Source organism: Arthrobacter sp. D3-18 (assembly GCF_054408525.1).
Genome location: NZ_CP096440.1, coordinates 436,779 through 458,870, shown reverse-complemented (window position 1 = coordinate 458,870; position 22,092 = coordinate 436,779). Strand labels below are relative to the sequence as shown.

Below are 22,092 nucleotides of genomic sequence, written 5' to 3'. Positions count from 1 at the left end.
GATGTCCTAGATGTTGAAAGCTGGTTCGATGACTTTGGAGAAGAAACTGCGGGTGCGTTCCTCACGCGGGTTGGCGAAAATCTCCTGGGGCGTGCCGGACTCTACGATCTGGCCCTGGTCCATGAACACCACGGTGTCCGCGACATCCCTGGCGAAGCCCATCTCGTGCGTCACCACAATGAGCGTGGTGCCGGACTTGGCGAGTTCACGGATGACGTCCAGGACTTCGTTGACGAGCTCCGGGTCCAACGCCGAGGTGGGCTCGTCGAAGAGCAGGATTTTGGGATCAAGTGCCAGCGCCCGGGCAATCGCAACGCGCTGCTGCTGCCCACCGGAAAGCTGTCGAGGGTAGGCATCGGCGCGATCCTTCAAGCCAACCCTGTCCAGGAGTTCGAGGCCGCGTTTCCGGGCTTCGGCCTTGGACCGCTTCTGAGCGACGATGGGCGCCTCGATGACGTTCTCCAACGCTGTGAGGTGCGGGAACAGATTGAAGCTCTGGAACACCATGCCAATGTGGGTGCGCTGCTTGAGGATGTCCTTCTCACGAAGCTCGTGGAGCTTGTTGCCGCGGACCTCGTAGCCCACGAGTTCGCCGTCGATGGTGATGTAACCGCCGTCGACTTTTTCCAAGTGGTTGATGGTGCGCAGCAGGGTGGACTTGCCGGAGCCGGACGGGCCGACGATCACGGCAACGCCTCCGGGCGGCACTGACAACGAGACGCCTTTGAGGACCTCGGTAGCGCCGAAGGATTTCCGGACGTTGGTGATGTCCACCTGACCGCGGGTTGCTGTCCTTTCCGCCGAGGCGGTGCGGGCCGCCGTCGTGCTGGCAGAACCGCCAGCTGAAGCGCCTGCCTGGGCCGTCTTCGTGGATTCTTTGCGTGCAGCGATGATGCTCATCGGGCGTCCTTGGTGGGAGTGGCAGCAACGTGGGTGGTGAAGAACTTCCGGGCCTTCTGCAACGGCGTGAGCGGCAGGGTCCGCAGGGCGCCCTTGGAGAAGTGGCGTTCAATGTAGTACTGGAAAACGCTGAGCACCGAGGTGATCACCACGTACCAGAGCGTGGCGACGAGCAGCAGCGGAAGCACTTGCTGGGTCCGGTTGTAGATGACCTGGACCGTGTAAAAGAGTTCGGAGTAGGCCAGGACGTAAACGATCGAGGTGCCCTTGACCAGGCCAATGATCTCGTTGAAGGCGTTGGGCAGGATGGCGCGCATGGCCTGCGGCAGCACGATCCTGGTGGAACGCTTCCATGCCGGGATGCCCAAGGCGGAGGCAGCTTCGAGCTGGCCTTGGTCCACGGAGAGGATGCCGCCACGGATGATCTCGGCGGAGTACGCCGCCTGGTTCAGGGTGAGGCCCAGGACTGCTGCGGCGAACTGGCTGATGAGCGTGGTGGTCTGTGCCTCGAAGAAGCGGACATCAGTGAACGGGATACCCAAGCTGATCTTCTCGTACAGGTAGCCCAGGTTGTACCAGAGTAGAAGTTGGACCAGCAGCGGCGTGGAGCGGAAAATCCAGGAGAACGTCCAGGACACCGAGACCAGCAGCGGTGAGGCAGACAGGCGCATGAGGGCCAGGATGAAACCGAGGACGAAGCCGAGGACCCCGGAGATAGCCGTGAGCTTGAGGGTCTCGATGAGTCCGTTGACCACCGACTGCGCCGTGAACCATTCGGCCACCACTCCCCACTCCCAGCGCGGGTTGGTGACCAGCGACCAGGCAATGGCTGCGACACCGGCAGCTACCAGTACGGTGCCCACCCAACGCCAAGGATGCCGGGCAGGAACCAACTTGTACTCGGAGTAGTCCGGGGTGGGCGGTGACGTTTCCGCCGTGGCAGGCGGTGCGATTGCACTCATGCGCCACCTCATTTCAGATCGGTTGTTGTCTATCGGATGGCTGCCAATCTAGGGCCGCGTGAAACCCGGCAGCAAGGCGGGAATTTGCACTTCTTCACTGGACTTCGCGCGGCTTCTCGGGAGTTCGCACAGCGTCACAATCTCCTTCCCGACCCGTTAAATGCGACGGGATTTTGCTTGCTGTAACGCTGCGTGACGTGTGGTGAACGGCGGTTACCGCCGCCTCGACCGGCAGCCTGCTTCGTCCCTAGATTGGGCATCACCAACCAGCGCTTTTCAGGAGATCCCATGCCGTCACGAGTACCCGCAATCGCCTTCATCGGCGGCGGCCCGCGCACGGCCGGCGTCCTCGAACGGCTTGCGGCCAACCGTCCCGCACTGTTCGCCGGTCCCCTGCATGTCCATGTCATCGAACCGCATGAGCCCGGCTCCGGGAGGATCTGGCGCTATGACCAGGATCCCGGCCTGCTCCTGAATTCCACGGCGGCGGACGTCACCATGTTCACGGATGCGTCGGTTGCCTGCGACGGACCTTCGATTGACGGACCGGGGCTTTCCACCTGGGCTTCGGGGGTGCTGGATGGCAGCATTCGGGACGTTCCCGCGTTCGAGCCGCACATCCTTGCCCAACTCCGCGCGCTGACGCCGGCGTCATTTCCCACCCGGCAGCTGCAGAGCAAGTACCTTGAGTGGTTCTTTCACCGGGCCGTGTCCTCACTTGGCCCTGACGTGACCGTGACAGTGCATCGCGACACGGCCACCGGCGTCGTGCGCTCTTCGGATGGCGGGCCCGATGGCGGTGCGCATCACGTGCGGCTGGCTTCCGGCGCCGAGGTGGCTGCCGACGTCGTGGTTTACGCGCTGGGCCACACCGATTCCTTGCCTGATCCCGAATCCGCGAGGCTCAGCGAGTTCGCTGCCCGGCACGGCGGGTTCCATGCGGCGCCGTCGTACACCACGGACGTGGACTACACCGCGGTTGAGCCAGGGCAGGACGTCATCGTCTCCGGCATGGGGCTCGCCTTTGTGGACCTGATGGTGCTGTTGTTTGAGGGCCGCGGCGGCCGCTTTGAAGAGCGGCCCGACGGCGAACTCGAGTACGTGCCGTCCGGTGCCGAACCGCGGGTCTGGGCGGGGTCCCGACGCGGTGTGCCGTACCACTCCAAGATCTCTTCTGTTCTGCGCGGCGAGCCGATCACCCGTCCGCGGTACTTCACGGCCGAGGCCATTGATGCCTTGCTCGCAGAGCACCAGGAACTCGACTTCCGTGCACACCTGTGGCCGTTGATCGCCAAGGATGCGGGCTACGCGTATTACCGCGAGCTGTTTATCGGATACCCGTCGCGGGTGCTCGGGACGTGGGCCAGCTTCGAGGCGAGGTTCGACGCCGTTGATTGGTACAGCGCCGACAGGGAAGAACTGGTGGCGTTTTCCGTGCCGGATCCTGCGCTGCGCTTGGATCTCGAAAAATTGGACCACCCGCTGAGCGGCTGCGCGTTCGCCAGCCATGAATCGGTCCAACGCTCCGTGGCCGCCTATATCCAGAACGACCTCGACCTCAGGACCAGCCCCGACCATTCCGAGACCTTGGCCCTGTTCACCGCTTTATTGTTCGTGTATATGGATCTGGGCCGCTTGGTCCCCCAGGAACGGCTCAACGCACGCTCCCAGCAGACCATCCATGGTTGGTGGCATGGTTTCTTCAGCTTCGTGGATTCGGGACCCCCCGCGCACCGGCTTCGCGAGATGCTCGCGCTGCACAGGGCAGGGCTCCTGAAGTTCCTGGGCCCGGGTATGTGGGTCCGCGCCGACGACTCTGTTGGGAGGTTCGTAGCCGGGACGTTCCAATCGCCCGTGGTGGTGGATGCGTCCGCGTACATTGAGGCACGGCTGCCCGCTGCTTCGGTGGAACGTTCGGCGAATCCCGCACTGGCTGACCTGCACCACGCCGGCTGGGGCACCGAACAGAGGCTGCTCACCTCCGACGGTGCCCACTCCACCGGCAAACTCCTGGTCTCCGGGAATCACGAGGTCCTGTCCCCTGTTACTACTCCTCGGAAGGGTCTGTTCGCGGTGGGCCCGTGGACGTCCGGGTGGGGCGCGGGGGCGTTTGCCCGTCCCAACACCAACGCAGCACCCTTCCGGGAGAACGACGCCCTGGCACGCCGGATCCTGTCCATGGTTGCCGCCACCCGCCCAACTGAGTCGCAGTTAACGTCGTTATGAGCCCTCAAAACGACGTTAACTGCTACCTACTTGGGTTCCACCTACGAGAGGCCTGACATGACCGCAACGCCAACCCTGCCGACGTCGGGCCTTACCGTCCTCAGCCTGCCCATGCGCGATCCGCGCGTCCGCCCGCTCCTGGACGAGCTCGCTGTCGAATACGAAACCCGCTACGGCAACCTGTTCGGAACCGGCGGCGCTGCAGAGGAACTGAACCGGTACCCGGCCGAGGAATTTGAAGCTCCGAACGGCGCGTTGATCATCATCCAGGAGAACGGCGAGTCCGTGGCTGGCGGCGCGTTCCGCCGGTACGACCACCACACCGCCGAACTGAAGCGGATCTGGACGCATTCAGCGCATCGTCGTCGAGGTCTGGCGCGGCTGGTGCTGGCCGAACTGGAAAATGAGGCTCGACGGCGGGGCTACCGGAAGCTGTACCTGACCACCGGTCCGCGCCAGCCCGAGGCGAAAAACCTTTACCTCGCCACAGGCTACAAAGCATTGTTCGACCTCGCCGCGGACCCCGAGGACATCAAGCACTTGGCCTTCAGCAAGGATCTTGCCGTGCACAGCTAAGCTATGCGCATGGCCAACAAACCCACCTCAACAACTGCCGAAAAACTCGCCACCATCCAGCAGGGCTACACCCTGGAAGGTGCCACCATCGAGCTGGGTGCCGCGATCGTTGACGGCGAAATCCACAAAGAGGCGCAGGTCCGCTTGCCGCTGGCCATGATGAACCGGCACGGACTGGTGGCCGGCGCCACGGGCACCGGCAAGACGGTTACGCTGCACATGATCGCCGAACAGCTTTCGACGGCGGGTGTTCCGGTTTTCCTCGCGGACATCAAGGGTGACCTGTCAGGGTTGGCGACGCCGGCCACGGGCAGTGAGAAATTGACCGCACGCACCGAGGCACTGGGTCAGGAGTGGTCTGCGAAGAATTTCCCGGTTGAGTTCCTCTCGCTCGGTGGGGACGGCCACGGGATCCCCGTCCGCGCCACTATTACCTCGTTCGGACCCATCCTGCTGTCCCGCATCATGGACCTGAACGACACCCAGGAATCCAGCCTCCAGTTGATCTTCCACTTCGCGGACAAGAACAACCTGGAGCTGATCGACCTCAAGGACCTCCGCGCCGTCATCCAATTCCTCACCTCGGACGAAGGCAAGGCCGAACTCGCAAACCTTGGCGGGCTGTCCAAGGCCACAGCCGGTGTGATCCTGCGTGAGCTGGTCACGCTGGAGGCACAGGGCATGGAGAAGTTCTTCGGCGAGCCCGAGTTCGACACCGCTGAACTCCTCCGCACCGCACCGGACGGCCGTGGCGTCATCAGCTGCTTGGAGCTTCCCACGCTACAGACCAAGCCTTTGCTGTTCTCCACATTCCTCATGTGGCTACTTGCCGACCTGTTCGAGGACCTGCCCGAAGCCGGCGACCTGGACAAGCCCAAGCTCGTCTTCTTCCTCGACGAGGCACATTTGCTGTTCAACGGCGCGTCCAAGGCCTTCCTGGAAGCCATCACCACCACAGTCCGGCTCATCCGTTCCAAGGGAGTGGGCATCTTCTTTGTCACCCAGACACCCAAGGATGTTCCTGCGGACGTCCTCGGCCAACTGGCCAACCGCGTGCAGCATGCCCTGCGAGCCTTCACCCCGGAGGACGCCAAGGCGTTGAAGGCCACGGTGTCCACATTCCCTGTCAGCGACTACGACCTCGAAGAGACCCTCACCTCCGCTGGCATCGGCGAGGCCGTCATCACGGTGATGAACGAGAAGGGCGCACCCACCCCCGTTGCGTTGACCCGGCTCCGTGCGCCCGAGTCTGTGATGGGGCCCAGCGCTGACGAGCTCATTCGCAGCACGGTCGCTGCGTCCTCCCTGCTGGTCAAGTACGGCACAGCCGTGGACAACCTTTCGGCCTACGAGAAACTCAATGGTCAAGCGGCCGTTCCTACCGGAGACGCAGCGCCCGGGTTGCCACCGGTGCCCGCGTCTACCCCTACGAATTCCGGTAATTCGCAGGCCGACATCGACGCCGAAGCCCGCCGTATTGAGGAAGAAATCCTGGGCCGCCCTAGCTCCCGGTCCTCGTCCCCTGAGCCTTTCCCTGCACCGCCTGCGCCGGTGCCAGCGCCGCAGTCGTCCCACCAACCGTCCCCGCAGTCGTCCCCGCAGGACGGCATGCTCGGTGACATCGCCGGCGCCCTCGGTGGAGCGCTGGGTGGCGGGCTGAAGAGCATGGTCCGATCCATGGGAACGCAGCTTGGACGCGATCTCATGCGTGGGGTCTTCGGCACGTCTTCGCGGCGTCACCGCTAGTACTGTTTTGCTACTGTTTTGACGGCGGAACCACGACGGCGGGTGGCAGCAGCGCCTACTGCCACCCGCCGTCGGGCCTTCTCCAATCGGTGGATATAAGTCGCTCCGAGGCCTTCCTGCACGGCGATAGCAGCCGCGGCAGGTAACGTAAAGGGCGTGCAGTTGAGTCAAGCGTTCGTCAAGACCGCAGCCGGATGGCTGCTCGGTCTGATGCTTGCTGCCGCCGGAGCCATCGTGTGCATCAACCTGGTGAGCTCCTCACTGGCCAGTCCTCAACAGCCTGTGAAGGAATATCTGGAAGCCCTGCAGAAGGGTGAAGGCGAAGAAGCTTTGGGCTTGCTGCGCGCCAAAGTGCCCAGTGCAAACCCCGCCATGCTGGACGGGACCGCCCTGCAAACGGCCGCTTCCAAGTTGTCCGATATCAAGGTTGGAAACCCCGAACCCCGGGGCAGCAACCGGATGGCTGTGCCGGTGGACTACACCCTTGATGGCAGCCGGCTCCACACGGAATTCCTGATGGAACGGACCGGGACCCAGTGGCTGTTCTTCGCTAAATGGGCGTTCGTACCCACAACGCTTCCTACCATTGAAGTCACCGTGGTCAACGCCAGCGAGGCCACGCTGAATGGCGTACCCGTGAATATGCCCAACGGCCGCAACAACTTTGCTGTCTTCTTCCCCGGCAAGTACGAGGCAAGCCTGAACGGCACCTATTTTGAAGCCCCGACCACATCGGCCCTTGTTTCGACACGCGACGGCGGCACGGCTCCCCTGAACCTGCAGACACGGTCCACCGCTGCCATGAACGAAGCCGTGGCTGGCAAGGTCCGGGAATTCCTGGACACGTGCGCCGGCCAGGCTACCGAGCAACAGCGCCTGCAACCCGATTGCCCGTTCTATCACGCAAGCAACGCCCGTGTGGTGGATGGAACCATCAAATGGGAAATCACGGAGTACCCCAAGATCACCATTGAGCCGTTCAGCGGTAAATGGGTGGTGGCTCCGCTCAACGGCAAGGCAACACTCACCGCCCGGGAGATCAACCTTTTCACCGGGCTGGTCAACGACCTCAACGTGGAGCACGACTTCAGCTTCACCACCCAGCTGGACGTGGGCGCAGACACTGTGACCGTTACCCCAATGCTGACCTTCTGATTTTTTGGCTCGCGTGCTTAACTGGCCCAGTTTCCGTGGACACGGACCGCGGTCAACCCACTCACTGGCACCAAATCGAACCTAAAATGGGCTAGTTCGACCACATGCGGGCCGGCGAAAGCAATGCCGTCGAGTTCAACTATGAGGAATCCTTCAAGGAGAAAGTCGACGGTTCCTACGCCCTCGATCCAGACCTGGGTTTCGGTACGAATGCCGACATCACGGAAGAGGACCCGGGCCAGGGTTTCCAGTAAGGAACCGGCGCCCCTGTCCACTTTGGCCAGGACCTCGCGGGCCCGCCCGGCGCGATTGCCAAGTAAGTGGCGACCCAGGTAATCAAGGGTGATGTCCCCACGGATGTAAGCGCTTTCGACCATCACCAGTGCTTCCAACGGAGGGAGACAGAGAAGTGCGTGCAGAAGGACATCCGGCAGCGCAACATATGGCCCGCTCGGTCGAGGTTGGGACAGGGACAGCCGGTGGCTGATGCACCCGGCCGTACGCCTGCCGTTGCTTTGCCAGTAGTGGGGCTCGGCGGGTTTGTGCAGCAACCACAGGTCATAGCGGCTCGCAGCTGATGCGCAGGTGAGCTGCGACCTCGCTTTGACCGCTGCGACAAACGCAGGATCTTCGCCCGGAAGACGCAGCACTCCCCGCTCGACGCGCTGAATACTTCCCGCCCGCACCGCGGAACGAATCGCTGGTTCGCTCACATCCTGAGCCTGCACCTGCCGTGTCATGGCAACGCCGCCCAGTCGTCGCAAGGCTTCCTCGGGTTCCATCCCTCCAGCCTGCAGTTCCAGCCAAAGGGCCGGCACTGCCAAAGTGAGCTATGTGGATAAGACGTAGCTACGGAGCAGCCCACTTTTGATGGCTTCCACGGCATAAGAAAAGCCCGGGCCAACCCCTGATGAGTCAGACCCGGGCCATTTCAGTTTGTCAGGCTTAGTCCATGCCGCGCAGGTCCAGCACCAGCTCGGACTCACCATCAGCCTGCAGGACTACCGGGATGCCCCAGTCTTGTTGGTAGAGGTGGCAGGCTGCGTGATCGGGGATTTCGCCGTCCTCAGTCTCGGGACCGTCACAGGCGGCCGCGCGGGCTGTGATGTGAAGGATGCCCTCGGGAACGTCAGCAGACAGCTCAAGGGTGCGCAGCAAGCCCACCGATGTGCCCCCACCGGAGACCAGCAGTTCCGGCGGTGTGGAGGAAATCTTCAGCTGTGTGGGGTCGCCCCAACGGTCGTCCAGTTTCTGGCCGGTAGGAGCCTGGAAACGCACTGCGAGCTCAAGGTTCCCGGGAGTCACCGGGCTCTTGGGACGGTGAGTCTGCGATGCTCCCTCATCCACCTGCTGGGCTTCCTTGGGAATGGGAACCAGGACCAGTTGGTGCTTGTTTGACTCCACAACTACCAGCAGCGGGTCGCTGCCCTCCACCTGAACCACGACGACGTCGCTCGGCTCAGCGAGGCCCCTCGCCAAGGTGGATACGGACTTGGTGACAGGGTCATAGCGGCGAACAGCACCGTTGTAGGTGTCAGCAATGGCCACGGAGTTGTCCGGAAGAACAGTGACACCCAGGGGGTGCTGCAGGCGTGCTTCAGCAGCCTCGCCATCACGGAAACCGAAATCAAACAGGCCCTTGCCGATGGCGGTTTCCACGGTCACACCGGAATCGGTGACCACGAGGCGACGCAAGGAGGATGTTTCCGAGTCAGCCACCCAGATGTTGTCTTCACCGTCGATGGCCAGCCCGGACGACTGGGCGAACCAGGCTTCCTCCGCCTTGCCGTCCAGCAGGCCTTCAAGTCCGGACCCGGCAAGGATGGAAACCTCGTTGGCCAGGGGGTCGAAGGCGAAGATCTGGTGGGTTCCCGCCATGGCGATCACAACCCGCTGCAACTTTTCGCTCCAGACCACGTCCCACGGTGAGGACAGGGAAACCTCGGTGCCGAGACCCAGCGCCCCAACATCGATCGCGTCGGCAGCGAAGTCAGCCGGGCCGCCGTCGTGGTGTTCTGACCAAGTGCCGGCGCCAGTGTCTGTCACCCGGGCAGGACCGGTGTCGAGCAGCCGCTGGACACCGTTGCCGGCGAGCGTCTGCACGTAGCCGGAGCTCAGGGTGACGCCGCGCAGGCGATGGTTGACGGTATCGGCAACCACTGCGTCATAGCCGAGCTTCCACGCCAATTCGGAGGGCAGCAGGGTCACACCTTGGGGTTCGTTGAACTGCGCGATCTCAGACTGTCCGTCCAAGTACCCCTTGGTGCCGGAGCCGATGACCCGCTCCACAGTTTCAAGATCGGGGCGGAGTTCCACCAAGCGGTGGTGGCCGGAGTCCACTACCAGGTAGTTGCCGTTGGCTAGCTGGGTCGCTTTCCCAGGGAAGCGCAAGGTGCCCGACGTCGGCACGGGAGCCACGTAGGGGCCGTTACCGCGGTGGAGGGTCCCCTTGGCTTCGTGCTCGGCCACGAGTTCCTCAAGGAGGACAGCCAGGCCGTCGGCGTGGCCCTCGCCGGAGAGGTGGGCAACAATGTATCCCTCGGGGTCAATGACCACCAGTGTGGGCCATGCGCGGGCGGTGTACGCCTTCCACGTTGCGAGCTCCGGATCGTCCAGGACAGGGTGGTGGATTTCGTAGCGTTCCACGGCAGATGCCAGTGCTATGGGATCCGCTTCGTGTTCGAACTTGGGCGAATGCACGCCGACCGTCACCAGTACGTCCGAGTACTTTTCCTCAAGCGGGCGCAGCTCGTCCAGCACGTGCAGGCAGTTGATGCAGCAGAAGGTCCAAAAATCGAGCAGCACGATCTTGCCGCGCAAGGACTCGAGGTCCAGGGATTTCCCGCCCGTGTTGAGCCAGCCGCGGCCCTCCAGTTCGGAGGCCCGGACCCGGTGTTGGGTACGTACGGTTTCGCTCATCAGCGTCCTTCCAGCTTGGTGTTCGGTTCAGATTGCCCGGAGGCATCTGGGGTGGGGCGTTCGGCGTTATTCCCTTCCGCCTGCGCCGTTGTGGTTGCTTGGGTAGTCCTGGCTGCTTGGGTAGTGCGGTTGGCCATCTTGGCGTCGCGGTCAGCAAGCCGGGCAAACATATCGTTGTAAGCACTGAGATCGGCGTCGTTATTCCTGTCGGCTGCACGATCAACCCGTCGGGTCTCCCGTTCGTCCGAGCGCGACCACATCACGGCCACGCCGATTGCCACCAGCAAAGTAGGAACTTCGCCGATACCCCACGCTACGGCACCTCCCAGTTGCTGGTCCCCAATGGCCGACGGACCCCAAGCCCGGCCCAGGTTACCGAAGTAGTCCGCTGCCAGCAGCCCTGTCCCACCCATGATGGCCACACCGAAGAACGCGTGGAAACCCATGGTGGCCAGCAATAGCAGCAGGCGCATGGGGTAGGGGGCACGGCGCGGAAGAGGATCGCTACCGATCATGCTCAGCACGAAGATGTAGCCAGTTAGCAGGAAGTGCACATTCATGAGCTCGTGGCCCACATGCTCGCGCATCGCGAGGCTAAACAGGTCTGAGTAGTAGAACAGCACGATTGAGCCTGCGAAGTTGGCAGCGGCGAACAACGGGTGCGTGACGATCTGCGAGAACTTGGAGTGCACAAACAGCAGCAGCCACTCACGCAGGCCACGTGAGCCGTGGGCGCCTTCGCCCCTGGCGGGAAGGGCTCTCAGGGCAAGGGTCACAGGGGCACCAAGGACAAGAAAGATTGGCGCCACCATAGTCAGGGCCATGTGATCCACCATGTGCGCAGAAAACAGCACGCGGCCGTAGACAGCGGGCGGGCCCGAAGTGATGTACGTGAGCACCACCAGTCCGATGATCCAATTGACTGTCCGGAACCAGGACCACTTGTCGCCGCGCCTGCGGACCTTGACGATACCGAGGATATAGGTGACCGCGCCGAACAGCGCGACCCCTACCCACAGCCAATCGAAGCGCCATTCCGTGAGCCAGCGCTCCGGCGTCAATTCGGGTGGAAGCTCGTAGCCGGAGAGAATAAACGACGGCGACGCATCAGGTGCGTAGGTGGTGGGCTGCGGCGGAGCCGAGCGTCCCAGCGCAACGGCGAGTCCCGACGTCGCGCCCATCACCAAAAGCTCAACCAACACAAGTTGCCACAGCACGCGACGGGCCGACATGGAGCCGTTCTTGCCAAGCTGGGGGATAACCCACTGGCGGTGCATGAAACCGATGCCGCCCAACACCAACGTTGCCAGCGACTTGGCGATAATGAGTTGTCCATAAGCAGACCCAAAAAGGTCGGCGGGGCTGGTAACACGAATGGCAGCGTTAATGACTCCCGAGGCGAACACCAGGACAAAGGCGAAGCCGGCAAGCGTCGAGAAGCGGCGCAGGGTCTGCTCGGTGATGTCCGGTGTTCCCTTGCTCCTGGAACCCGTCAGGATGCCCGAGAGGACCGCCAGCATGACGATGCCGCCCACCCACGTGGATACACCTACGAGGTGGAGCCCCAGGGAGTTAATGGCACCTTCATGGTCACTGGAACTGGAGGAGTGACCGATCAAGGCTGTAGGAATCAGGCCGATCAGTGCCAGCAGGAGGGTGAACGCCAGGCCGGTCAACGATCGGACACCGAAAAGCGCAGTGGTGACGACCGCAGCGATGATGGTGACGGCGAGCCAAGCCTTGCCGGTCTCGATGTCCGTCATGAAGTAGACCAGGGAGCGCGTGAACTCCGCGTCTCCTGAGAGCCCCTGCCCCGCGACGTCTGCGTAAGTGAGTACAAGGACCGCCACCGCGGACAAAGTCCAGGCTGCGCCGGCTGCCGCTGCAACGGCCAAGGCCCGGGCGAAGGCCGGATGTTCGGGCGCGTCAACATCCTTCTCACGGGACCGGGAGCCGCCGAGGTTCTTAGGCAGGATGCCGACGGCGAAGATCAGGCCGCCAACCACCGTAGCCACTGACACGTTGTGGATGGCTTTCGCTACGGGAAGGCCCCACCGGACCAATTCGCCTGGATCAGACACCTGCCGGGCAGCTGAGGCGCCGGAGAAGATGAGGGCGGCCGCAAGAGCCAGGAACAGCACCGCCAGACCAGCCAGCTGCCATGGCAAGGAAATGCCCGCGACTGTACTGCCTCCCCGCGCTCCCGGCTTGGGAACAGGCGAAGGGGCAGTAGCTGAGCTTCTTGCTGATGGCACTTATCCATTGTCCGCTACCTGCCGCCGGGCTGCGAATCGAAAGAGGCGCTATGTGCATTACCTAACAGCTGGAACGGCATTAAAGGCAAAAGGGACGGCAACCATCAGGTTGCCGTCCCTTCAAGGCATTCGCCGAAGAATAGTTACTTCTTCTTGGCGACAGCAGCCTTCAGCTTGGAGCCAGCGGTCAGCTTGACGCTGTGGCCGGCTGCGATCTGGATGGTTTCGCCGGTCTGCGGGTTGCGACCCGTGCGAGCTGCACGGTCGGTGCGCTCAACTGCGAGCCAGCCCGGGATGGTGATCTTTTCGCCGGCGGCGACAGAAGTCTCGAAAACTTCGAACAGTGCATCGAGCACGGAGTTGACTGCTGCCTGGCTGGTGCCAGCCTTGCCTGCTACCTCTGCAACGAGTTCACTACGGTTCTTAGCCATTTACGTCCTCCTGGACTCATACGTTTTTGAGCTTTCAAGCGGAATGCGAGCAAGCCACTGTTCGAAAACTTACCAGCTTGGGCTCACATGGCCAGCAAATTCCGCGTGTTTCCGCGCCTTTTTGACCAAGATCACCGGATTTTCGGGGTTTTTAGGGGTGCTTTACGCCCTTGGCGTACCCTACGGCATCGGCAGTAGGGACAGCCGTCGCTCTGCCGGGCCTCTCCGGTTAGAACAGAATCCGCTGAAAAAGAACGTGGTCCTGCCACTCCCCGGCGATCTGCAAGTAGGACGGAGCCATCCCGATCCGCTTGAAACCAGACCGCTCCAAGACTGCTTGGGAGCCCGTATTGTGGGCCAGCGTAGCGGCTTGGAGGCGGTGCAGGCCCAGCTCATTTGTGGCCATATTCACGACGGCGGCCACCGCACCTGACGCTATGCCCTTGCGCGTCCAGGCTGCATCCACCCAGTAGCCGAGGTTGGCATTGAGGAACGGCCCACGGACAATCCCGGAGAGCACGATCATCCCGATGATGCCCTCTGGTGTCGTCACCACCCAAGGTACCTCGGAGCCCTGGTCGTAGAGGTTCAGCTTGGCCCGGATCACCGCAGCCTGGCCCGTGGTGGTGAAGAACTCATCTACCCGGGTGGGTTCCCACGGTGCCAGGTGCTCACGGTTCCGCCGGTAAGCAACCGCCAAGGCCGCGGCATCTGAATGTTCCAGGGGACGCACTAGGAGCTGACCGTACGCTTTCTCAGTGGAGGCGCGGTTCAGGCTTCGCGTGAGAATCATCCCCAGACTCTACCCGCCACCACCCTCGCGATTGCGAACACGTGGGCCGAGTGATAGCTTTCCCGTGATCGTGATTTTCGACAGGAGGTGAGTCCCATGTACGCAGTATCCACAGTGGGCGCTCCCCTGCAGTCCACGATCCCGCGACTGAACTAGTCGCCACTGGGAGCGCCGTCAGGCAAATTCGCGAAAGGCGACTCTCATGAACACAACATCCTCTTCTCCGCTTCCCTATCCCTCGACTTCCGGCCATCCGGGTCCGCACCAGTCTCAGCTGAGGGTTGACGCATCACAAAGGGTGCCCGCCGGTGGACGGGCACTAATCCTCGGCGGTGGCGGGTCCACCGGCAACGCTTGGCTGATCGGCGTCGTCGCCGGCCTGTACGACGCCGGGTTGGACGTGACCGCTGCGGACCTCACCGTCGGTACATCGGCTGGTTCGACGGCGGCGGCCCAGTTTGCCGGGGCCAACCCCGCTGTGCTCTTTGACGCCATCCTTGCGGCCGCACCCCAAAGGCCCTCCAGCTTGATTGATGCCAGCGGCGCCAACGACAGAGCCCGGCCTGTGTCCGACCATATGGAACGAACAGGCAAAATCCTGGAGGCCTCTGCGGATATGGCTGATATGCGCCGCAGGATGGGCGCCGCCGCCATAGACATGGCCGCAGCTATGGACGGTTCCAGTGCGCGGTGGCGCGCAACCGTTGCAGCCCGTCTGCCTCGTCAGGAGTGGACGGAACGACTAGTGCTCCTCACCGCGGTTGATGCCCAAACCGGTAAAGGTGTGGTGTTCCACCGCCATAGCGGAGTGGAGTTGGTTGACGCAGTGGCGGCCAGCTGCGCCAGTGGCTTCGCCTACGCTATCGGCAGCAATCACTATATCGACGGCGGCTACCGGACCAACGCTGAGAATGCAGACCTGGCAGCCGGGTACAGCCGCGTACTGGTGCTGTCACCGTTTGGCGGCCGGACACGGACTCCGTTGGACTGGGGCATGCACTTATCCGGGCAAGTGGACGAACTGCGGCGTAGCGGGAGCCGGGTTGAGACAATCTTCCCTGCCAGCGAGGCGGAGCACATGTTCGGCATCAATGCGATGGATCTGACGCTGCGGCCAGCTGCTGCCCAGGCCGGATTCAGCCAAGGCAGGGCCCTCGCCGGGCAAATCACGGAATTCTGGCGCTAGTGACTGTTGACCCGGCTGAGTCGTGCTTTAGCCGGGTTTCAGTCCTGCTGAAGATCAGCATGCGGGGTGGGTTTGGTGGTTAAATGCGGGGAGCCCCGACCTTCGTGGTCGGGGCTCCCCGGTTTAATGGTTGTCCGGCGGTGTCCTACTCTCCCACACCCTCCCGGGTGCAGTACCATCGGCGCTGTGGGTCTTAGCTTCCGGGTTCGGAATGGGACCGGGCGTTTCCCCCACGCTATGACCGCCGTAACCTTGTTACCCGTCCCCCCGTGCCGTTTGGTGTTGGGGGTGGGAAGTCTTTGTGGTTACAACTGTGGTGTTGTGTTGTTTAGTTGTGTTTGGTTCCTGGAACGGTTGTTGTTCGGGAACCACATAGTGGACGCGTGCAGTGTGTTGTGTGGTGTAAGTTGTTGGCCTATTAGTACCGGTCAGCTTCACGAGTCTTTAGTCCTCGCTTCCACATCCGGCCTATCAACCCAGTGGTCTGGCTGGGGGCCTCTCACACATGATGTGTATGGAAATCTCATCTTGAAGCGAGCTTCCCGCTTAGATGCTTTCAGCGGTTATCCCATCCGAACGTAGCTAATCAGCGATGCACTTGGCAGTACAACTGACACACCAGAGGTTCGTCCGTCCCGGTCCTCTCGTACTAAGGACAGCCCTTCTCAAATTTCCTGCGCGCGCAGCGGATAGGGACCGAACTGTCTCACGACGTTCTAAACCCAGCTCGCGTACCGCTTTAATGGGCGAACAGCCCAACCCTTGGGACCTACTCCAGCCCCAGGATGCGACGAGCCGACATCGAGGTGCCAAACCATGCCGTCGATATGGACTCTTGGGCAAGATCAGCCTGTTATCCCCGAGGTACCTTTTATCCGTTGAGCGACGGCCATTCCACAATGTACCGCCGGATCACTAGTCCCGACTTTCGTCCCTGCTTGAGATGTCTCTCTCACAGTCAAGCTCCCTTGTGCACTTACACTCGACACCTGATTGCCAACCAGGCTGAGGGAACCTTTGGGCGCCTCCGTTACTTTTTAGGAGGCAACCGCCCCAGTTAAACTACCCATCAGGCACTGTCCCTGACCCGGATCACGGGCCGAAGTTAGATGTCCAAAGTGACCAGAGTGGTATTTCAACGATGACTCCACCCGAACTGGCGTCCGGGTTTCAACGTCTCCCACCTATCCTACACAAGCCACTCCGAACACCAATACCAAACTATAGTAAAGGTCTCGGGGTCTTTCCGTCCTGCTGCGCGTAACGAGCATCTTTACTCGTACTGCAATTTCGCCGAGTTTATGGTTGAGACAGCGGGGAAGTCGTTACTCCATTCGTGCAGGTCGGAACTTACCCGACAAGGAATTTCGCTACCTTAGGATGGTTATAGTTACCACCGCCGTTTACTGGGGCTTAAATTCTCAGCTTCGCCCGCAAGGGGCTAACCGGTCCTCTTAACCTTCCAGCACCGGGCAGGAGTCAGTCCGTATACATCGTCTTGCGACTTCGCACGGACCTGTGTTTTTAGTAAACAGTCGCTTCCCCCTGGTCTCTGCGGCCCACACCCGCTCACGGAGAGCAAGTCTCCATCACGGGGCAGGCCCCCCTTCTCCCGAAGTTACGGGGGCATTTTGCCGAGTTCCTTAACCATAATTCTCTCGATCGCCTTGGTATTCTCTACCTGATCACCTGTGTCGGTTTGGGGTACGGGCGGCTAAAACCTCGCGTCGATGCTTTTCTTGGCAGCATAGGATCACCGGATCCCCCCATACGGGGGTCCCATCAGATCTCAGGAACGTGCTCGAAGCACACAGGAACGGATTTGCCTATCCCTGACCCTACATCCTTAGACCGGGGCAACCATCGCCCGGCCCGGCTACCTTCCTGCGTCACACCTGTTAATACGCTTACCTCCCGGGATCAGGTCCCGCGCTCGGCCAAAACCCACAACACCACAAGGGTGAGCGGGCAGGCTCCGGGCGGTTAGTATCCCCCGCTTGGCATGGGCGGTTTTTCGCCGGTACGGGAATATCAACCCGTTGTCCATCGACTACGCCTGTCGGCCTCGCCTTAGGTCCCGACTTACCCAGGGCAGATTAGCTTGACCCTGGAACCCTTGATCATTCGGCGGACGGGTTTCTCACCCGTCTTTCGCTACTCATGCCTGCATTCTCACTCGTGTAGGCTCCACCGCTGGTTTCCACCGCGACTTCACTGCCCACACGACGCTCCCCTACCACTCCACACCCCTGAACCACGAAGGCTAGGGCATTATGTGAAATCCACAACTTCGGCGGTGTACTTGAGCCCCGCTACATTGTCGGCGCGGAATCACTTGACCAGTGAGCTATTACGCACTCTTTCAAGGATGGCTGCTTCTAAGCCAACCTCCTGGTTGTCTTCGCAACTCCACATCCTTTCCCACTTAGCACACGCTTAGGGGCCTTAGTTGGTGGTCTGGGCTGTTTCCCTCTCGACTATGAAGCTTATCCCCCACAGTCTCACTGCTGCGCTCTGACTTACCGGCATTCGGAGTTTGGCTGACGTCAGTAACCTTGTAGGGCCCATCGGCCATCCAGTAGCTCTACCTCCGGCAAGAAACACGCAACGCTGCACCTAAATGCATTTCGGGGAGAACCAGCTATCACGGAGTTTGATTGGCCTTTCACCCCTACCCACAGCTCATCCCCTCCATTTTCAACTGAAGTGGGTTCGGTCCTCCACGACGTCTTACCGTCGCTTCAACCTGGCCATGGGTAGATCACTCCGCTTCGGGTCTAGATCACGCCACTACACTCGCCCTATTCAGACTCGCTTTCGCTACGGCTACCCCACACGGGTTAACCTCGCGACGTAACACTAACTCGCAGGCTCATTCTTCAAAAGGCACGCCGTCACAACTACAAGGCTGCTCCGACGGATTGTAAGCACACGGTTTCAGGTACTGTTTCACTCCCCTCCCGGGGTACTTTTCACCTTTCCCTCACGGTACTGGTCCGCTATCGGTCATTAGGAAGTATTTAGGCTTATCAGGTGGTCCTGACAGATTCGCACGGGATTTCTCGGGCCCCGTGCTACTTGGGATACTCCCCAGGCCGTGCACAACATTACGGTTACGGGGCTCACACCCTCTCTGGCCGGCCTTTCAAGACCGTTCACCTATGCCTGCACCTCACCTCACTGGTCCGGCAGAACCAGAACGGAAAGTCCCACAACCCCGCCCATGCAACGCCCGCCGGCTATCACACATGGAAACGGTTTAGCCTGATCCGCGTTCGCTCGCCACTACTAACGGAATCACTATTGTTTTCTCTTCCTGCGGGTACTGAGATGTTTCACTTCCCCGCGTTCCCCCCACGCACCCTATGTGTTCAGATGCGGGTCACACAATCACCTTGCAGCGTTGTGCGGGGTTTCCCCATTCGGACATCCTGGGATCAACGCTCGGTTATCAACTCCCCCAGGCTTATCGCAGATTCCTACGTCCTTCTTCGGCTCCTAATGCCAAGGCATCCACCGTGTGCCCTTAAAAACTTGACCACACAAGATCAATAAACTTACTCGAGAGAACCATGACCACAAGGGCCAGGTTCATTCATAAGAAATTGCTGTAAGAACACACACACCAACCGCCAAAAAGGGGCCAGCCACGTGTGTGTTCTAGATGCTCGCGTCCACTATGTAGTTCTCAAACAACAACCCCGTCAACCAGACCACCACCACCCCGCAAAACGGGGACACAATGGTAAGAACCGGAAGCAGGAACAAAAGAAACACCAGAAGATGCCCCCATGCATTGCTGCAAAAAGGTCCTGTTGCCTCAGGACCCAACAGTGCGCCAAACACAACCCCACACACACCACGCCCCGACGCGTTCCACACAACACCACACCCCCCAAAAGGGACACAGGATTGCCGTACTGGCACCAGGACACAACCGGTGAAGGCCATGCCAAACAAGTTTGATTCGTTGATATTCCACCCATGAGCACCCACCGCAGAACAGACGCCTGCGCAATGGGCAACACTGACAACCACTCACATATCCGCATGCACGGACACCAGCAGTTGCTAGCAGCTCCTTAGAAAGGAGGTGATCCAGCCGCACCTTCCGGTACGGCTACCTTGTTACGACTTAGTCCCAATCGCCGGTCCCACCTTCGACGGCTCCCCCCACAAGGGTTAGGCCACCGGCTTCGGGTGTTACCAACTTTCGTGACTTGACGGGCGGTGTGTACAAGGCCCGGGAACGTATTCACCGCAGCGTTGCTGATCTGCGATTACTAGCGACTCCGACTTCATGGGGTCGAGTTGCAGACCCCAATCCGAACTGAGACCGGCTTTTTGGGATTAGCTCCACCTCACAGTATCGCAACCCTTTGTACCGGCCATTGTAGCATGCGTGAAGCCCAAGACATAAGGGGCATGATGATTTGACGTCGTCCCCACCTTCCTCCGAGTTGACCCCGGCAGTCTCCTATGAGTCCCCGCCATAACGCGCTGGCAACATAGAACGAGGGTTGCGCTCGTTGCGGGACTTAACCCAACATCTCACGACACGAGCTGACGACAACCATGCACCACCTGTAAACCGACCGCAAGCGGGGCACCTGTTTCCAGGTCTTTCCGGTTCATGTCAAGCCTTGGTAAGGTTCTTCGCGTTGCATCGAATTAATCCGCATGCTCCGCCGCTTGTGCGGGCCCCCGTCAATTCCTTTGAGTTTTAGCCTTGCGGCCGTACTCCCCAGGCGGGGCACTTAATGCGTTAGCTACGGCGCGGAAAACGTGGAATGTCCCCCACACCTAGTGCCCAACGTTTACGGCATGGACTACCAGGGTATCTAATCCTGTTCGCTCCCCATGCTTTCGCTCCTCAGCGTCAGTTACAGCCCAGAGACCTGCCTTCGCCATCGGTGTTCCTCCTGATATCTGCGCATTTCACCGCTACACCAGGAATTCCAGTCTCCCCTACTGCACTCTAGTCTGCCCGTACCCACTGCAGAACCGGAGTTGAGCCCCGGTCTTTCACAGCAGACGCGACAAACCGCCTACGAGCTCTTTACGCCCAATAATTCCGGATAACGCTTGCGCCCTACGTATTACCGCGGCTGCTGGCACGTAGTTAGCCGGCGCTTCTTCTGCAGGTACCGTCACTTTCGCTTCTTCCCTACTGAAAGAGGTTTACAACCCGAAGGCCGTCATCCCTCACGCGGCGTCGCTGCATCAGGCTTGCGCCCATTGTGCAATATTCCCCACTGCTGCCTCCCGTAGGAGTCTGGGCCGTGTCTCAGTCCCAGTGTGGCCGGTCACCCTCTCAGGCCGGCTACCCGTCGTCGCCTTGGTAGGCCATTACCCCACCAACAAGCTGATAGGCCGCGAGTCCATCCAAAACCACAAAAGCTTTCCACCACCATGACATGCGCCAGATGGTCGTATCCGGTATTAGACCCAGTTTCCCAGGCTTATCCCAGAGTCAAGGGCAGGTTACTCACGTGTTACTCACCCGTTCGCCACTAATCCCCCAGCAAGCTGGGATCATCGTTCGACTTGCATGTGTTAAGCACGCCGCCAGCGTTCATCCTGAGCCAGGATCAAACTCTCCGTTGAAGTAAAACAAAACCAAACAGACACAACCACACTCACCGGAAATAACGGTAGAACGCGGCTGCACAAAATTCGAAACCAGCTGAAAACCAGACCACCACACACGGGGGTGCGCAATGATCCAGCCATAATTTCAACCAATTGAAAAACAATCGGTATCAACAAACTTGGCACACTATTGAGTTCTCAAACAACAGACCCCCCAAAACATCACCCACAGCACACCACAAAAGCAGCGCACCCAACAGGGCCATTGGAAAAGAAGAGTTATTTTTGGCCGCCTACCGAACCGTACACACCTTCCGGCTTTCCGTTTCGCACCCGGCGACTCAGAAAACAATACACCCCCCACACCCCCAACGCAAATCCACCCCCAACCCCACCCCACATACCCCCAAAACCCCACCAAACCGCCGTCGAACGCCACTCACTAGCGCTCCATCAACTCACGCAGGGCCGCAACCACCGCCGCGGGATTCTCCTCGGCCATGAAGTGGCCAGTGTTCACGGTCATGTGTTTAAGATCCGGCGCCCAAGCACTCCACAGGGCAGCGGCGTCATAGCCCAGCACCGCTCCCCAGTCCTGTTGCATCACCGTCACTGGCATTGGCAGGGTGCGTGTGCCGTTCCTATCTGCGCGATCATGCGCGACGTCGATTCCCGCAGAAGCCCGGTAGTCCGCAACGATTGACCACACTGCCTGACCCGATGCCTTCAGATATTCCTCCCGATACCGTGGCGGGATCGCTTCAGGATCGGCCGTCCATCCGTCGATGAACGATGCAAAGAAGGAGTCTGCAGTCGCTTCGATCATGGGCTCGGGGATTCCCGCTGGCTGAGCCATCAGATAAAGGTGCCAAGCCACTTTCGCATCCGCCCCGTGGAGGATATCCCACATATCCAACGTCGGCAGCACATCCAGGACCAGCAGGTGGCTGACGACGCCGGGATGGTCCAAGCCTGCCCGCACAGCAACCAAGGCACCACGGTCGTGACCTGCCAGTGCGAAGCGATGGTGCCCAAGGGCACTGACCGCCTCGACGATGTCCGCGGCCATCGTTCGCTTCGAGTACGTTTCCTCCCCTTTTTCTGCCGGTTTATCGCTCGCCCCGTAGCCACGAAGGTCCGGGCAAATGACAGTGTGGTCCGCCACCAAATCCGCGGCGATGTGCCTCCACATCAGGTGCGTCTGCGGAAAGCCATGCAAAAGTACGACGGCGGGCCCGTGCCCCGCTACTGCGACGTTGAGTTCGACGTCGGGTGCTACAGGTACACGGTGATAGGTGGCCTCGGGAAGCAGTGTCAAAGTCAATGGATCCTCCATTCGTTGTTGGTAGAA

13 protein-coding genes and 3 rRNA genes are annotated in these 22,092 nt (G+C 60.8%); 5 read left to right on the top strand and 11 right to left on the bottom strand.

Going from position 1 to position 22,092, the window contains the following annotated elements:
* Positions 1-6: 6 nt before the first annotated feature.
* The gene (locus tag M1D89_RS04205; RefSeq protein ID WP_498648311.1) at positions 7-900 is read right to left on the bottom strand and encodes an amino acid ABC transporter ATP-binding protein; all 894 of its coding nucleotides are present in this window, start codon (positions 898-900) and stop codon (positions 7-9) included.
* Complete coding sequence (locus M1D89_RS04200) at positions 897-1,862, bottom strand: amino acid ABC transporter permease (RefSeq protein ID WP_192812011.1); 966 nt, start codon at positions 1,860-1,862, stop codon at positions 897-899. The genes M1D89_RS04205 and M1D89_RS04200 overlap by 4 nt, the downstream gene beginning before the upstream one ends.
* A 288-nt stretch (positions 1,863-2,150) precedes the next feature.
* Between M1D89_RS04200 and M1D89_RS04195 the strand changes: the two genes are divergently transcribed.
* The 4 genes from M1D89_RS04195 to M1D89_RS04180 all read left to right on the top strand — a co-directional run bounded on the left by M1D89_RS04195 (position 2,151) and on the right by M1D89_RS04180 (position 7,565).
* Entirely contained in the window at positions 2,151-4,088 is a 1,938-nt protein-coding gene (locus tag M1D89_RS04195) for an FAD/NAD(P)-binding protein (RefSeq protein WP_498648309.1), read from the top strand.
* Between the two features lie 57 nt (positions 4,089-4,145).
* Positions 4,146-4,664, top strand: a complete 519-nt coding sequence (locus M1D89_RS04190) for a GNAT family N-acetyltransferase (RefSeq protein ID WP_498648307.1) — start codon at positions 4,146-4,148, stop codon at positions 4,662-4,664.
* A gap of 3 nt (positions 4,665-4,667) precedes the next feature.
* A complete protein-coding gene (locus M1D89_RS04185; RefSeq protein WP_498648306.1) occupies positions 4,668-6,410 on the top strand; it encodes a helicase HerA-like domain-containing protein in 1,743 nt (580 codons plus the stop codon).
* Positions 6,411-6,536: 126 nt separating this feature from the next.
* A complete protein-coding gene (locus M1D89_RS04180; protein ID WP_498650892.1) occupies positions 6,537-7,565 on the top strand; it encodes a hypothetical protein in 1,029 nt (342 codons plus the stop codon).
* 17 nt (positions 7,566-7,582) lie between these two features.
* Here M1D89_RS04180 and M1D89_RS04175 read toward each other — a convergent pair whose 3' ends face one another.
* From M1D89_RS04175 to M1D89_RS04155, 5 genes are all read right to left on the bottom strand, one after another.
* Positions 7,583-8,347: a type IV toxin-antitoxin system AbiEi family antitoxin domain-containing protein gene (locus tag M1D89_RS04175; RefSeq protein WP_498648304.1), complete on the bottom strand. Its 765-nt coding sequence runs from the start codon at positions 8,345-8,347 to the stop codon at positions 7,583-7,585.
* 163 nt (positions 8,348-8,510) lie between these two features.
* On the bottom strand, positions 8,511-10,484 hold the full coding sequence (locus M1D89_RS04170) for an NHL domain-containing thioredoxin family protein (protein ID WP_498648303.1): 1,974 nt from the start codon (positions 10,482-10,484) through the stop codon (positions 8,511-8,513).
* Positions 10,484-12,739, bottom strand: a complete 2,256-nt coding sequence (locus M1D89_RS04165) for a bifunctional copper resistance protein CopD/cytochrome c oxidase assembly protein (protein ID WP_498648301.1) — start codon at positions 12,737-12,739, stop codon at positions 10,484-10,486. The genes M1D89_RS04170 and M1D89_RS04165 overlap by 1 nt, the downstream gene beginning before the upstream one ends.
* Positions 12,740-12,882: 143 nt before the next feature.
* On the bottom strand, positions 12,883-13,170 hold the full coding sequence (locus M1D89_RS04160) for an HU family DNA-binding protein (protein WP_011776355.1): 288 nt from the start codon (positions 13,168-13,170) through the stop codon (positions 12,883-12,885).
* Between the two features lie 229 nt (positions 13,171-13,399).
* Positions 13,400-13,963, bottom strand: coding sequence for a GNAT family N-acetyltransferase (locus tag M1D89_RS04155; protein WP_498648299.1), 564 nt, complete (start codon positions 13,961-13,963; stop codon positions 13,400-13,402).
* A gap of 202 nt (positions 13,964-14,165) precedes the next feature.
* On the opposite strand from M1D89_RS04155, the gene M1D89_RS04150 reads away from it, so the two are divergent.
* Positions 14,166-15,149, top strand: coding sequence for a patatin-like phospholipase family protein (locus tag M1D89_RS04150; RefSeq protein WP_498648297.1), 984 nt, complete (start codon positions 14,166-14,168; stop codon positions 15,147-15,149).
* Between the two features lie 132 nt (positions 15,150-15,281).
* On the opposite strand, the gene rrf is transcribed toward M1D89_RS04150, so the two are convergent.
* The 4 genes from rrf to M1D89_RS04130 all read right to left on the bottom strand — a co-directional run bounded on the left by rrf (position 15,282) and on the right by M1D89_RS04130 (position 22,065).
* Positions 15,282-15,398, bottom strand: a 5S ribosomal RNA gene (rrf, locus tag M1D89_RS04145).
* A gap of 148 nt (positions 15,399-15,546) precedes the next feature.
* Positions 15,547-18,689: ribosomal RNA gene (locus tag M1D89_RS04140) — 23S ribosomal RNA — on the bottom strand.
* Positions 18,690-19,235: 546 nt separating this feature from the next.
* Positions 19,236-20,756, bottom strand: a 16S ribosomal RNA gene (locus tag M1D89_RS04135).
* Together the 16S, 23S and 5S rRNA genes form the textbook arrangement of a ribosomal RNA operon.
* A gap of 427 nt (positions 20,757-21,183) precedes the next feature.
* The gene (locus M1D89_RS04130) at positions 21,184-22,065 is read right to left on the bottom strand and encodes an alpha/beta fold hydrolase (RefSeq protein WP_498648295.1); all 882 of its coding nucleotides are present in this window, start codon (positions 22,063-22,065) and stop codon (positions 21,184-21,186) included.
* Between the last annotated feature and the right edge of the window lie 27 nt (positions 22,066-22,092).